The sequence below is a fragment of the Lysinibacillus odysseyi 34hs-1 = NBRC 100172 genome, assembly GCF_001591965.1.
Taxonomy (GTDB): Bacteria; Bacillota; Bacilli; order Bacillales_A; family Planococcaceae; genus Lysinibacillus_B; species Lysinibacillus_B odysseyi.
Window position 1 is genome coordinate 204,946 of sequence record NZ_BCVX01000001.1, and the last position, 13,382, is coordinate 218,327.

14 protein-coding genes are annotated in these 13,382 nt (G+C 39.2%); 7 read left to right on the top strand and 7 right to left on the bottom strand.

All coding sequences use genetic code 11. The features are described 5' to 3' along the window. Window positions 1-471: 471 nt before the first annotated feature. Window positions 472-1,374: a DMT family transporter gene (locus BOD01S_RS01095; protein WP_036154825.1), complete on the bottom strand. Its 903-nt coding sequence runs from the start codon at window positions 1,372-1,374 to the stop codon at window positions 472-474. Between the two features lie 132 nt (window positions 1,375-1,506). Here BOD01S_RS01095 and BOD01S_RS01100 point away from each other — a divergent pair, with 132 nt between their 5' ends. The 7 genes from BOD01S_RS01100 (at window position 1,507) to BOD01S_RS23160 (ending at window position 6,193) form a co-directional block, all read left to right on the top strand. Next, window positions 1,507-2,199: an ArsR/SmtB family transcription factor gene (locus BOD01S_RS01100; RefSeq protein WP_036154828.1), complete on the top strand. Its 693-nt coding sequence runs from the start codon at window positions 1,507-1,509 to the stop codon at window positions 2,197-2,199. Window positions 2,200-2,384: 185 nt separating this feature from the next. After that, window positions 2,385-2,639: a DUF7660 family protein gene (locus tag BOD01S_RS01105; RefSeq protein ID WP_036154830.1), complete on the top strand. Its 255-nt coding sequence runs from the start codon at window positions 2,385-2,387 to the stop codon at window positions 2,637-2,639. 49 nt (window positions 2,640-2,688) lie between these two features. Continuing rightward, entirely contained in the window at window positions 2,689-3,258 is a 570-nt protein-coding gene (locus BOD01S_RS01110) for a dihydrofolate reductase family protein (protein ID WP_036154832.1), read from the top strand. A 721-nt stretch (window positions 3,259-3,979) separates the two neighbouring features. Then, complete coding sequence (locus BOD01S_RS01115) at window positions 3,980-4,423, top strand: GNAT family N-acetyltransferase (RefSeq protein WP_233153123.1); 444 nt, start codon at window positions 3,980-3,982, stop codon at window positions 4,421-4,423. A 237-nt stretch (window positions 4,424-4,660) separates the two neighbouring features. Continuing rightward, on the top strand, window positions 4,661-5,086 hold the full coding sequence (locus BOD01S_RS01120) for a cytidine deaminase (RefSeq protein ID WP_036154836.1): 426 nt from the start codon (window positions 4,661-4,663) through the stop codon (window positions 5,084-5,086). A 126-nt stretch (window positions 5,087-5,212) separates the two neighbouring features. Next, entirely contained in the window at window positions 5,213-5,605 is a 393-nt protein-coding gene (locus BOD01S_RS01125; protein ID WP_036154837.1) for a hypothetical protein, read from the top strand. Window positions 5,606-5,998: 393 nt separating this feature from the next. Continuing rightward, entirely contained in the window at window positions 5,999-6,193 is a 195-nt protein-coding gene (locus tag BOD01S_RS23160; protein WP_169745613.1) for a hypothetical protein, read from the top strand. A 964-nt stretch (window positions 6,194-7,157) separates the two neighbouring features. Here BOD01S_RS23160 and BOD01S_RS01135 read toward each other — a convergent pair. The 6 genes from BOD01S_RS01135 to BOD01S_RS01160 all read right to left on the bottom strand — a co-directional run bounded on the left by BOD01S_RS01135 (window position 7,158) and on the right by BOD01S_RS01160 (window position 13,367). Continuing rightward, window positions 7,158-8,621 (bottom strand): phospholipase D family protein, encoded by a 1,464-nt coding sequence (locus BOD01S_RS01135; RefSeq protein WP_036154841.1) that lies wholly within the window; start codon window positions 8,619-8,621, stop codon window positions 7,158-7,160. Between the two features lie 250 nt (window positions 8,622-8,871). Next, the gene (locus BOD01S_RS01140) at window positions 8,872-9,333 is read right to left on the bottom strand and encodes a hypothetical protein (protein WP_036154843.1); all 462 of its coding nucleotides are present in this window, start codon (window positions 9,331-9,333) and stop codon (window positions 8,872-8,874) included. Then, window positions 9,296-10,564 carry a replicative DNA helicase gene (locus BOD01S_RS01145; RefSeq protein ID WP_081977962.1) on the bottom strand — a complete coding sequence of 423 codons (1,269 nt, stop codon included), beginning with the start codon at window positions 10,562-10,564 and terminating at the stop codon, window positions 9,296-9,298. The genes BOD01S_RS01140 and BOD01S_RS01145 overlap by 38 nt, the downstream gene beginning before the upstream one ends. Further along, window positions 10,536-11,237, bottom strand: a complete 702-nt coding sequence (locus BOD01S_RS01150; protein ID WP_036154845.1) for a hypothetical protein — start codon at window positions 11,235-11,237, stop codon at window positions 10,536-10,538. The genes BOD01S_RS01145 and BOD01S_RS01150 overlap by 29 nt, the downstream gene beginning before the upstream one ends. Next, window positions 11,234-11,545, bottom strand: a complete 312-nt coding sequence (locus BOD01S_RS01155; RefSeq protein WP_036154847.1) for an ORF6N domain-containing protein — start codon at window positions 11,543-11,545, stop codon at window positions 11,234-11,236. The genes BOD01S_RS01150 and BOD01S_RS01155 overlap by 4 nt, the downstream gene beginning before the upstream one ends. A 169-nt stretch (window positions 11,546-11,714) precedes the next feature. Beyond that, window positions 11,715-13,367, bottom strand: a complete 1,653-nt coding sequence (locus BOD01S_RS01160) for a methyl-accepting chemotaxis protein (protein WP_036154849.1) — start codon at window positions 13,365-13,367, stop codon at window positions 11,715-11,717. Window positions 13,368-13,382 lie beyond the last annotated feature (15 nt).

Sequence of the window (13,382 nt, forward strand, 5' to 3'; positions counted from 1 at the left end):
TTTACGGGGAGGGATTTTAAATTATTATTTTTTCGCAGGACAACTACATTTTCAATCCACTCTCTCCATACAGTGGGAGACTACGAGATATAGTATTATTTCCATCTTACAAATTCGCTCTTTATATTTCTTATACCACTCTTTTTTCCCTTTATTTGAGCTGCTTTATGAGCTGCATTCTCCTTCCATCTCTTTATATTTTCTAGAGACTCCAATATGAAATAGTAATTCCTAACTCATTATCTCCTGCACTTTCAATTCCTAAGATGCTTTTACTTTTTTTGTGAACAGACATACTATGTATCCTCCTACTATTCTTACTTGGAGTGATTGGCTAGTTTAACTTATCGGATAAATCCTTAAAACAACACTGAAAACACTTATTTATAAAGCACCAATGCCTTAATTATTTCATAAAAATAATCTTTCCACGTTTTCTTTTCCATCTTCGGCTGCTCCTCCGTAAATTTTTTATTCATTTATTTTATTTAGAGAAGTACCGGTATTATTCACCTCTTCTTTTGTAAAATTGTTATTAACAAGATAGATACCGATGAAAATAAATAGTCCTCCAGCCATCAGCGAATAGGAAATCGGTTCGTTTAGCAATACACTCCCCGTCAACACGCCAAAAAATGGGGCTAGAAATAAATAAGAACTTGTTTTCCCCGGCTCGCCCTTTTGTAAAAGGAAATACCAAACGGCAAATTGAACAATGGAGGACATGATACTTAACCATAAGAGAATAAGGATCGAATGCTTATTCATATGAAAGAAAGGTTCTTCCAGCAATATACTCAATAATAGTAGAATGCCTCCGCCGGCCAGCATTTGATATGCAGAAAGTACCCATGTATCAAAATGTACTCCCCATTTATTAACTAATAACGTGGAAACTGCCCAAAAAACAGATGAAGCTGCGCCAAACACGATTCCTATTTTAAATTCATTTATGCCGCCTAACGTAATCCCTACACCTATAAAACCTAGGACAACGCCAGTCCACTGAAACCATTTATAACGATTCCCCATAAAAACGGTGCCTAAAATAATGACTAATAATGGGTTCATAAAAGTCAGAATAGAAGATTCACTCGCTGTTATCGTTCTGAGACTTAAAAATATACATCCCATTACTCCTGCTGTTTGCAGGGTTCCTATAACCGCTGCTCTTCCCCAATTTTTCATACTGCCAGGGTGGGGCCTTTTTAGCACCTTCACAATAATAGCCATGATCAATCCAGCTAGAAGAAAACGTAATCCAGCCAATAACAACGGAGAAGAATAGCCTAAACCTATCTTCCCTACCGCAAAAGACGATCCCATTAAAAAAGTAGTTAAGATAATTAGTGCAAAAAAGTAATGTTTTTTCATGAATACTGACCTCCCAATCAAATTTTTCTTGTTAAAAAAATCTCCCTTCCCTTGTGGAGAGATTCTTTAGTATGATTATAAAAGCTACATAATACGATATTCATCTAAGTATGGATTACAGAGGTGTTCAAAATGATTATACATCCGAATATTTCGGCACTAACGGCTCTTCTTGCTGAAAAGTCAAGAGCGGCCATACTGGCAGCTTTAATGGATGGGAAATTCCATACAGCCAGTGAACTGGCATATATGGCCTCCATAAAACCCCAGACAGCTAGCTTTCACCTTGCAAAGCTAGAAGAAAATAACATTATCATTTGTGAAAAGCATGGACGGTTTCGATATTTCCGATTGGCCAATGACGAGGTAGCAAATACCCTTGAGATCATTATGTCCTTATCTCCTCTACCTGAAGTTCGATCTTTAAATCAATCCAGTCAATTAAAAAAATTAGAACATGCAAGAACCTGTTACGACCATTTAGCTGGACGTGTAAGTGTGAATTTAACAAATACCATGCAACAGGCAGGATATATTGAGAGAAACAATAAAGAGTTTATTGTGACAGCTGCGGGAGAGCTCTTTTTTAAAGACTTTGGCATAGATTTAGTCGGCTTATCTAAAAAGCGCCGTTCCTTTTCTCATGCCTGTCTTGACTGGAGTGAACGTACGCATCACTTGGGGGGGGCGTTAGGAAATGGTTTGTTTGAAAAGTATATTGAATTGGGCTGGATAGAAACGAAAGCAAATTCCCGGGAAATCGTTATTACCTCTCAAGGGAAATCCGGTTTTAAAGACTTGTTTGGGCTAGAGATGCAGATTTAACCTTCCTTATTTAAGACAAATATTTTATAGACTATATTAAAAAACGGGTTCTTTATGGCAGGTGTTTTTGCTGTCCTTCCTTTCAAATATTCTAGTTAATCCTTATTACGCTAACGGGGCTGGTTAGTTGAAGAAGAAAATACCTAGTCTTTTGATGGAGGATATTATAAAAAGGTGGTTTATAGATGGAATTATATGGAAGAGTAGAAAATATAAAGAGTCGAGAAGATTTAATTAAATTTATTAATTACTTCAGAAAAGATTTACAATCTAATGGTGCTGAGTGGAAGAATGTAACACTCGCAGATTACTTAGAAGCTATGGAGGCTTGGGTTACTGATATGGATGGGTATTATGTAAATAATAATGAAATACCACCTAAACAACCATCTTGGAAAATTATCGCTGATATTTTAATTGCTTCGAGTATGTATGAATGATATTCAACTAACGGGCCGAATTCTTAAACAACTAGAAGGAGTGAAAATAATGTCCAATGAAGTAAGAACAAGAAAAGTAATTTTAGATTTAGCTGTTTCCTTAGACGGATTTATTGAAGGGAAAAACGGCGAAGTTGATTGGTGCATAATGGACCCTGAAATGGAGTTTACTAATTTCCTAAATCAAATTGATACAATTTTGTATGGAAGAAAAAGTTACGATTTATGGGGACAATATATTCCAACAACTGAGGCTTCTGATGATGAAAAAGAAATGTGGGAATTGGTTCACAACAAGGAAAAATATGTGTTTTCTAAAACGCAAAAAGGGTCTGGCAGTAAAGCAACATTTGTAAATAAAAATATTACCGAGGAAGTAAATAAATTAAAGAATAATCCCGGCAAAGACATATGGCTATACGGTGGGGCAAGTCTCATTACGACTTTTATTGATTTAGGACTCGTTGATGAGTTTAGATTATCTGTTCACCCTGTAGTATTAGGAGAAGGAAGACCGTTATTTGTTGATGTAAAACAAAGATTGAATCTAAATTTGATGAATACAAGGACTTTTTCCTCTGGCGTTGTTCAACTAATCTACAATTCAAACAAAATTTAAATACCATTTTAGAATACTAAACTATAAACTCCCTTACTACTGTAAAAAGGGTTCATTTATTGTATAAACTTAATTTTCTTCTTCAAATAATGGAGGATTTTGTTCAATAAGAACTAATAATGTATACAAAACAAACACAAATAACGTTCTCAAACGAAAGTTAGGGAATCAAACGCCTTATTCAATTGAATAGGGCGTTTTATTTTAAGCTGCTTATGTTCAAGATGTCCCCAAACGAAGCTTTCGGAATGTTCTATGGTATAATTTAACATTATGTGAATTCAGAGTGATGAGGTGAAGCAAGTATGGAAATATCCGAGTTTCAAAAAAATATATCCACTATAACGGTCAATTTAAGCACTCCTTATAATTACTAGATTAGGAACGTTAAGAAGCAGGTGTGCGGCCGAGCCTAGGTCATATCAGTATGGTGTACAAGCGATAATAAGCAAGGAAGCCAAATGCCAATGGAGGGAAGGTTGCTACCAAGTTATCACCCTTTCTAGTGAAACATTTACTACACACAGAGGTAGAGAGAATAAATGGAAACTAAACTATTTAGGAATGACTATTATCAAAGAGAACTGATTCAAAACTAATTGGAGCATTAAGTTCTAGGATTTCCAGGTTGTATAAAGATTTATTTGCTAATTCCACTTTTCAAAAGTTGAATTATTTACATTAAACATCCTTAACTATGTTTGGAAGGTGATATTTTTTGGTGGAGTTAAGAACAATTAATCAGGACAATTATGAAGAATGTTTAAACTTGCATACAGCTGATACCAATGCGGACTTTGTAGACTCTGTAGCATGGTCTTTAGCCGAAGCGTGGGTATTTTATGATGACTCACGCCCCTTTGCAATTTATGCCGATAATGTGATGGTCGGCTATGTTTTAATGTATATTGGCGAAAACAACCCTCAAATCATAAATTTTATGATAGATAGCCGTTTTCAAAAAAGAGGTTATGGATCAGCAGCGGCCAGGCTTTGTGTTGAATATTTGCGGAAAGAATACAATGCAAGTAGGATTTCCGTACCAGTTAATCTAGAAAATATAACCGCACAAAAATTTTGGAGCAACATAGGCTTTGAAATAACAGACGATCTGGAGGATGATTATCTTTATATGCGGTTGTACATACCAGAAAAATATGTATGAGTATATAAAAATGGAACCTCTTTCTTTAAACAGGTGCGATTGTTTCATAAGCGTTCTTATTTCACTAACGGGGAGCTTTAGCGCAGCACGGATTTATAAGCTATACAAAACAATCATAATAAACGTTCCCGAATGGAAGTTTCGTGACTGAAAGATAATAGTTTCCCAAACGACGGTTTGGTAACTTTGTTACAATAATAAAGAGTATAGAAAATTCATTTAAGGAGTTATTGAACAATGATAGGTAAAGAACTATATAACGCTGTAAAAAATTTAGTTGAAGAAAGATATCCTAGCGGTTGGGGTGGTGCAGCAGCCATTCGTGTAGAAGACGGTACGATTTATACAAGTGTAGCACCAGAAGTCATTAATGATTCAACCAATTTATGTATGGAAACTGGTGCTATATTAGAAGCTCATAAATACAATAAAAAAGTAACCCATAGTATTTGCTTAGCACGCGAAGACGAACATTCACCATTAAAAGTGCTTTCACCTTGTGGGGTGTGTCAAGAACGCTTGTTTTACTGGGGACCGCAAGTACAATGTGCTATTTCAAATGATACACAAGCAATTATTTTTAAAACATTAAAGGAACTGCAACCTTACCATTGGACAGATACATATTACGATGAGATAACTGAACATTGGCAAAAAATATAGTTCCCAAACATCGCTTTGGGACGGTTATAATCTAAATATGGGAACCTATACCAATTAATTTCGTTCCTCTTGATATAAGTAAATTATTGTATAATATGTGATTTATTTGACGGAGGGGAATTAAAAGTGTTTAAAAAAGCAACTATAATTTCAGGAATTGTAGTTATTTCAATTTTGTTAGTTGGGTGTAATGGAGAGTCCAAAGTGGAAGTATTAGATGATTCGAAAAATGATGTAAATTTATTGCCAGAATCAGAATTAAATATATTATCAGAATTAAAAAATGAAATAATAGCATCTATTGCAGAACCAATAGAAATTGATAGTGAGTCAATAATAATAATAGTAGGTGGTAATCTTGGTACAGGAACTATTGAATTATCAGTATGTTTCCCGGAGAATTTAAAAGTTGATGATACGAATCTTCAACAAATAGTTGAAGATTCTATTAAGAATGTTTCTGAAAAAGAAAACATAGCAGGCGAAGAAGCTATAACGATAAAAATTGAGAGATACTAACATAGAAGTTCTTAAGGATACAATCAACCTTAAAAGTACAGTTACTGTATAATCAACTGCATATTTTCTATTCATCTCGATAAAAAAACGTTCAAAAATCAAGCTTGGTAACATTTCAAACACCGCCACGCACTGTTAAAACAGTATTTGCCGCTGTCTTTATTAGCAAATAACGTTCTGAGACGCTGCGAGAAATTATTTTAAAGAGGACTGTTCGATACACTTGTTCTGAATGGCGATAAAATATAAATAGAATCTCAAGGAATGGCTACCAAAGGACGCTTTAGGAAGGTTATACTTCACCTAACTGGTGCAGTTGTTGAATAAGCGCTGTGCTTTAATCAGATCGGATTGAAAAAAGTGTATGTTAAAATTCGAACAAAATAAATTTATATGGAGGGAGATAACTACTTTATGAAAAAGAGAATTTCTATAGGATTAACAACGATAGCTATCATTACTTTTGGTGTTTTTGTTTATTATGGATCTTTGACCGAGGCTAATAAGGAAACCGACAGTATTGTAACAGATAAAGATGGAGAAATAGTAGAACCACTTAGGGGTAACAACGATAATCTTGGTCATTAATACACATTAATATCGGTAGACATTTTTCTTGACGTTCTATTTGTACCAATACTCTCTTAAGCCATCAGACGCTTTAGCGCAGCACGGATTTATAAGCTATTCAAAACAATCATAATAAACGTTCCCGAATGAAAGTTCTGTGACTGAAAGATAATAGCTTTCCAAACGATTAAAGAAACCTATTGACCTTTTAGAGAAATAATTAAAGTAAAACGTTAGGTGGTGTATTATGATATTCGGATTCAACTCAAAGTTTCATTTAACTATTCAATGTTTTTTAGTTTTTCTTGCATTATTTATTTATTTTTACGCCCCTACTATTGGGTTATTTTTACTTATAGGTGGATTAGCTATAACTAATCATGGATTAGATTTAAAAAATATTAACGAGAAGAAAGCCTACGTTTATATAGTTATTGGCTTTATTGTAATCCTTTTTTCTTTATATGAAATCTCAACTTAGGAACTTATCATCATCCTAAAACGGTATAACTTCACAACTTTTTCAGTAATACAAGCGTTTTAATCCATACAACTCCATACAAAATAACGTTCCCTAATGCAAGTTTGGAAACACATCAAAAAACTGCGAATGTTGTGATATCAACGTTCGTGGCCTTTTCTTATAAACATTATTTATACACTGTTTTATACACTTCTTAAGATTCAGGTGCAGCAATGGTTTGAATGAATTTGGCACAATGCTAGGTCATCAGTGTTACTGAATAAAATCGTGTATCTTCTTATCGTTGTAAATTTACTTTTTTAAAGGAATCCCTGCTGGTTCAAAATATGAAATAAAAAACCACTCAGAAATAATCTGAGCGGTTCTATTCGCCATTTATATAGTGAGTTTACTGGCTAAATATCATGCTAATTAGAGTGTTGGTTACATTGTTTTTAACATGTTTCTCCCCATCAACCGAACCAGTCACATTTAACTGGGAGGCTCTTGTTTTTTCCGTTAATAAGTGGTTACCTTGAGTGCTCTTTGAGCCGTGTAAATCCAGCGCTGCCACCAGGAGAAGTTATCCTGATATTCTTCCACATCAAGAGTGTAGAGGGCATCTTCATTCTTCCAAAGCCTTTCAAAATATCGTTCCATATCCAAGGCGAGCGCGCTATCATTGGGAGCGAGAATGCGTACGTTATCTTCCAGGTTGTAATTCTCCAATGTTCTTTCCGTATAGTTGGCAGAACCGCTTGAAATGATTGTTTGTTCCGCTGTTTGAATCCAGATGGCTTTTGTATGGTATTGGCCGACGACAGTGTTGTACCAGCGAATATTGATTTGTTCATTTGTATCCTCAAGCAGCTCGTTCACAACCGGTCGATTCGGCAGACCGGTCTTTTCCTGGCCGAATGAATTTTCATTTGGGTCTAGAATCATATTCACCTGCACGCCCCGGTTCGCTGCATCTGTTAAGGTGTTGACAATGTCGCGCTGGGCAACAAAGAACATGCCAATCCAAATTTTATCCCCTGCTTTTGTCGCCGCTAGATCTTCAATCAAGGCGTCTAAAATTTTCTTCTCGGTCAAATATTGTACAGCATACTGGCCGTCACCTTGCTGCGGTATATCAGCCCTCGGCAATTTCGGACCATCCGACATGAGCGATACCGCTTCTTCTGCCTCCAGAATATCGTTTATGACGGGCCCTGTTACTTTCAAACCAAGATTTCCGTGGAAGCCACTTGCATCATGCGGGTTTGATGATGTGATAATCGCTTCCTTTTCCGAAACGGCCGCTTTGCGGTGGTTGGCTTTCACGTTGAGCAGTTCCAAATAGGAAGATACGGTCATTTTCGGCGCTTTATTTGACATGGCGTTGGCAATCCATCCCTTGTCGTCATGGTCGAACCATTGAAAAAATAATCGGTATAAGCCTGAATAAACCGGCGTGGAATCCCGCAGCTGTTTTAAATCGGTGTAAACAATTTCTACCCCGGCTTCACGCATCTTCTTGAACCACGGAGTTTCATAGGAGCCATAGCCCTTATTGAGCGGATCGGTGATGAAAACAACCGGCATATCGGGATTGTTTTTCTTTTTCTCGGCAAGCTTGTCAGAGAGGATATTCGCGATTGGCGGGAAATCTTCTTTTTCATCGAAATACCCATCCATCAAAAAGAAATCCACCACTACAAACTGTTCGGCTTCATCAATCAACGTATAAACTTCATCAAATATATGATTCTCATGTTTCCGATTGGTCCCTTCCTGGTCTTGCGCATAAGTTAAATCCGTTAGCATTTCAATATTATCTGTTCTATGCAAGTCTCCTTCATAGGAAATGTCTTCCGGCAACGGTTTATATGTATGCCATACCATTTCTCCTATATATAGCAAAATCAAAAGAAGAATAAGAGCGCTTATAACTTTTTTTCCGCGACTCCAGCTGTTCCATTTCTTCTGAACTTTTTTCATTGAAATTCCTCCAATATCTTGTACTTTTAGTTCCCGTGAACAAGCAAAGTTAAACAGCGGTAGCTTGCATGGCAGCTGGAAATTTTCAAGAAAATGCTAGTGGCGCTAGGGTCTTTGCAAAATTTATATTCCAAATCTATATATGATAATCGTTAATTTAGCTGATTAATTAATATACGCTCATTATTCAACAGCAGGAAATGATCAAACTTTATTCTAAAGCTACAGCTGATTCAAAACCCGCCCCCATTCACCCTCCCACCTCTCCAAAATAATACGGCAGCTCCGGGAGTGTATATTTCAGCTCCTGAATCGTTTGCACCCGTCCGTTTACAACATATGTACGGCATTTTAACCGGTCATACACGTTAAAAGCACGGGCAGGACGAAAACCGTAGATTCCTTCAAATAAGTGCGCGGCCTGGTCAACATGCTCGGCGTAAATTAATGCATAGCTCCCCTCTCTGCACTCAAACGCATAGAGCTTTATCTTTTTGAGCCCGAGTACATCCCGTTTGATCCACTCGCGGATTGTTTCCTTTTCTGATTCTGTGAATACAACTGTATCCAGTGTAGCGCTCGGATCTGTCAGCTGCAGGCGGCCATCCTGGATGCACCAGTAGACAACCGTTGCTAAAAAGGCGTCTTCACAGCTAAGGGCAGCTGCGAAGATTTCATGCATTGTCTTGAATGCGGCCGGTTGTTTTGTCATAGAGCACCTTCACCTTTCCGATCGACCCATTGCGGTGTTTTGCGACAATGATTTCAAGTGGATCGAATCGGTTTGTTTTTTCTTTGCTGTAGTAGCTGTCCCGATATAGCAGCAGCACCACGTCCGCGTCCTGCTCAATATTGCCGGAGTCGCGTATATCGCTAAGCATCGGTCTTTTCTCTATACGGCTCTCACTATTTCGGTTCAGCTGGGAAAGACAGATGACAGGGCATTCGAAGTCCTTCGCCAGCGCCTTTAAACTGCGGCTGATCTTGCCGATTGCCTGCACATGCGGCAGGCTTTCATCCGTCTGCATAATTTGCAGGTAATCAATAAAGACGATGAGCGGTTTACCTGGATGGTTTTTCTTCGTTCTTCGGACCTGTACCCTCATTTTTTCTACGGTCAAAATAGAACGCTCGTCAATTTCAATGCTTCTTGTATAAATGCTGTTTAACACCTTGCTCCAGTGCAGCTTGTCCTGCTCGGACAAGCGTCCGTATGGATCATGCAGATGATGCCGGTTAAATCCGCCAATTTGCGCGATCATACGCTTCAGCAGTGCATCACGGCTCATTTCCAGGGAAAATATCAAAGCGGTATATTCCCGTCCAGCGGCTAATGCAAAATGGGTCATGACATCCGTCTTCCCCATCGATGGCCGAGCCGCTAAAATGGTCAGCTCCCCGGGCTTGAATCCTTCCAAAAGCCGGTTGAGTGAAGCCATACCGGTCGTGATCGAAGGTTCAATAACAGTGTGCAAAAACGGCCAGTCATGCATAACCATAAGGGCCGGTTTAATGCTTGTGTCCACTGGCATTACCGTGTCTTGGATTTGATCGAGATGCTCCAAAATCGTATCGACTTTCCAGTTTTCCTGCTGGGCCTGGTGGAGCAGCTGCAGTTTCCGGCGTTCCTTGTACTGCTCCTGCAGTAACTCGCAGTACGCTTCGAACTTTTCCTCGTTCGCGTATTGCTGCAGGCTTTGTAAGTAGCTGGCTCCTCCAAAATGTTCCGCCCCAAAACGTGCAATTAACGTGATAATATCGATCATCATATTTTCACTTTTCAGCTGCCGCATGCATTGCAGTAAATTCCGATGATGTACGACAGTAAACATGGACGGGTGTAATACTGTGTCATCCACGAAGTGTGAATCCTCCAGGACTACGCCGAGTATGCTTTGTTCGAGCATGTTAATATCATGCATACCCATTACCAAAGAGTTCATCCGGATATAGTGTAAGCTGCTGCTGGCATGCCTGCCGGACTTGCGTGAGCATGTTTACAACATCAGCCCCGTCATTCAGTGCATCATACACCGTTTGAAACACTCGTCCCTCATCTTCTCCCCACTGCCCGCCTATCGCTTTTGCATACAACAGTACATCGTTGCTTTCTTTAATTATTTTTTCTTTTATTCTTTCTTTACTTCTTAGGGGCTCGGCAGCCGTTGATATATCAGCGTTTTTGGCTATTTTCCTCCTTCTATATGAGGTGCTTTCTCCTTCTACTTGATGCGCGGTTGTACAGCAATTAGAAGCATAATTGCCATCAGATGGAAGCGCGCTTCTAGTTGATGCACTGTCTACAACTAACACTTTTTGCAATACTTCATAACAGATCCGGTAACATGTACCTTTGCCATTAAACGTCCTTCTTTCAACCAATTGCATGATACATAATGATCTGATTGTACGCTCTATTGTACTTTTCGATAAAAATGGCAGCTGCAGCAGCCAATTGTCCATTTTGCATTGATACCATTTATCACCCGCCATTACTGTTTTCGAAAACTGAAGCCTGTAGTGAAGCTGCTGAATAAATATGGCTTCATACAGGCCGATCTTCACAGCCAATCGCTTATAAACAGGCACGGATTCACAGTTCGCAAGCTTCCTCATTTACTCCCCTCCCAAAAGTACGGAAATACCCGCTCTATATAATTTCTCCTTACATAAGGAGCGCGGAATGTCTGCATTAAGTAATAGGCACCGTGCTCCGTCCAAACGATACAAACAGGAGGGTGCAGCTGCCCGCCATATATTCCTTTCCACTCGTCAAGCGCCATACCGGATAGCACGAAGTAATGCACCCCTTCTGTCAGCATGTGGCGATGCCTAGCAAAATTGCGCAGCAAATGCTGTCTGCTCACACCAAGCCTTTCTGCCAGATCATATGTCAACAGCACTTGTAGACCTTGCCAATTCATAATTGATTCCCCCTTTATATAAAACAATCGAAATGAGCCGGCTAAAAGGGGACATTTTCCACAAAATATTTATTCTACACAAAATAAAACGCCGGAAACACTGGATTTCCAGCGCTTCTCGGCGTTTCATGCTGTCTATTTATTTTCTTACCTATCTCTACTCTTCCCTTTAAGAAGCATTGAACTTGGAAACAACCCTTTGCAAATCTTCTGCTAAATGAGCTAAAGACGCGGCGGCTGCATTTACTTCTTCCATAGAAGCGAGCTGCTCCTCAGACGCAGAAGCAACCGAAACGGCATTTTCGGATGTTGTTTGGGACATGCTGGCGATTTGCAGTGACTGTGTCGACACAGCGTCCATTTTCGAGTGAATATTACCCGAAACAGCGGTAATCTGCTTTACCTGCCCCTGTACCTGCCCAATAATCGTTAAAATTTCATCAAACGTCGCTTTTGTATTATGGGAAATTGTGATACCTGTGTTTACCCGTTCCTTCACATCTTGAATGGAAGTTACCGTATTTACCGTATCCTTTTCAATTTCCGCCGCAATCCGTGAAATGTCTGATACAGAATGCTTTGTCTGTTCGGATAATTTTTTCACCTCATCGGCTACAACCGCAAATCCTTTCCCTGCCTCCCCTGCACGAGCTGCCTCAATCGCCGCATTTAAAGCTAATAGATTTGTCTGCTCGGAAATATCCTGGACAAGGTTGAGGATATGGACAATTTCCTTTGTACGGCCGGTAAGCAGCTTCAGAGAATGGTCCGTTTCTTCCACTGTTGAATGAATGAGATTCATTTGCGATACGGTATTATCAACAAAAACTGAACCTTTTTGTATTTTATCGTTCGTCGATCTGGACAGTTCCATCGTATGATCCGCCTGCTTCGCAATCTCTTTTGCATCGAGCAGCACTTCCTGGGCGAAAGCAGAAGAGTCCTCGGACATCTCTGTTTGTTGAGCAGCGGCATCTGATACATCCTGAATAGATGTGGAGATGAGCTCTGTTCCCCTCATCGTTTCATCCGCACTCGCCATCAGCTCCTCAGCTGATGCGGCAACCTGGTCAGCACTATGAGATACATGTGAAATAATATCCTTCAAATTGCCGGCCATCTGTTTGAAGGAAAGCTGCAAATCAGCGATTTCATCACGCGTATGGACTTCCTCAAATTGTACCTGTAAATTTCCGTCCGCAATTTGCTTTGCATTTTCAGTCATATTGCGGATTGGCATGACAATCCGATTTGTAAAGTAAAGAGCTGCCCCGATGCTTGCTACTAAAAGAATACTTGCCAGCAAAATAGATACCCAGACAATTGCTTTGATTTTGCTTTGCAGTTCCTGCTGCATCATAGCATATCCTGCACTTACATCTCTCTTCAGTTCAATCACATCATTGATGATTCCTCTTGTCCGCTGCGACTGCCGCTTTATTTCTGTACCATTGGCCGTTTTTAAGGAATCGGCAGCCACCGCAGCAACGTCAGCGAATTTCTGTTCGAAATGTTCGCCAAGTTTCCGCTGCCGTTCAGACGTATAGCCGGTTTTGAGCTTTTCATAGATTTCCGCTGTTTCGGCTATATCCTTCTCAATGTCGTGCTTATTACTCTCGGATATATTCAAGGAGTAGACGCTAAGCGATTTTTGCAGACTATGGACGGAGCTGTTTAACTCTTCCACTGTAACGAGAGATGCCACCACCTCCTCCGTAGATGAATTCAGACTCGTCAATTGAACAATATTATAGCCAATTACACCGACCGCGAGCAGTAAAGGTATAATGGAAAGCATTAAAATTTTCTGTTTTAATTTCATATTTTCACCTTATTT

Excerpts from the sequence above, each read along its gene's own strand:
- BOD01S_RS01095 (WP_036154825.1), bottom strand. The coding sequence starts at position 1,374 with ATGAAAAAACATTACTTTTTTGCACTAATTATCTTAACTACTTTTTTA.
- BOD01S_RS01100 (WP_036154828.1), top strand. The coding sequence starts at position 1,507 with ATGATTATACATCCGAATATTTCGGCACTAACGGCTCTTCTTGCTGAA.
- BOD01S_RS01105 (WP_036154830.1), top strand. The coding sequence starts at position 2,385 with ATGGAATTATATGGAAGAGTAGAAAATATAAAGAGTCGAGAAGATTTA.
- BOD01S_RS01110 (WP_036154832.1), top strand. The coding sequence starts at position 2,689 with ATGTCCAATGAAGTAAGAACAAGAAAAGTAATTTTAGATTTAGCTGTT.
- BOD01S_RS01120 (WP_036154836.1), top strand. The coding sequence starts at position 4,661 with ATGATAGGTAAAGAACTATATAACGCTGTAAAAAATTTAGTTGAAGAA.
- BOD01S_RS23160 (WP_169745613.1), top strand. The coding sequence starts at position 5,999 with ATGGAGGGAGATAACTACTTTATGAAAAAGAGAATTTCTATAGGATTA.
- BOD01S_RS01135 (WP_036154841.1), bottom strand. The coding sequence starts at position 8,621 with ATGAAAAAAGTTCAGAAGAAATGGAACAGCTGGAGTCGCGGAAAAAAA.
- BOD01S_RS01140 (WP_036154843.1), bottom strand. The coding sequence starts at position 9,333 with ATGACAAAACAACCGGCCGCATTCAAGACAATGCATGAAATCTTCGCA.
- BOD01S_RS01145 (WP_081977962.1), bottom strand. The coding sequence starts at position 10,564 with ATGAACTCTTTGGTAATGGGTATGCATGATATTAACATGCTCGAACAA.
- BOD01S_RS01150 (WP_036154845.1), bottom strand. The coding sequence starts at position 11,237 with ATGAGGAAGCTTGCGAACTGTGAATCCGTGCCTGTTTATAAGCGATTG.
- BOD01S_RS01155 (WP_036154847.1), bottom strand. The coding sequence starts at position 11,545 with ATGAATTGGCAAGGTCTACAAGTGCTGTTGACATATGATCTGGCAGAA.
- BOD01S_RS01160 (WP_036154849.1), bottom strand. The coding sequence starts at position 13,367 with ATGAAATTAAAACAGAAAATTTTAATGCTTTCCATTATACCTTTACTG.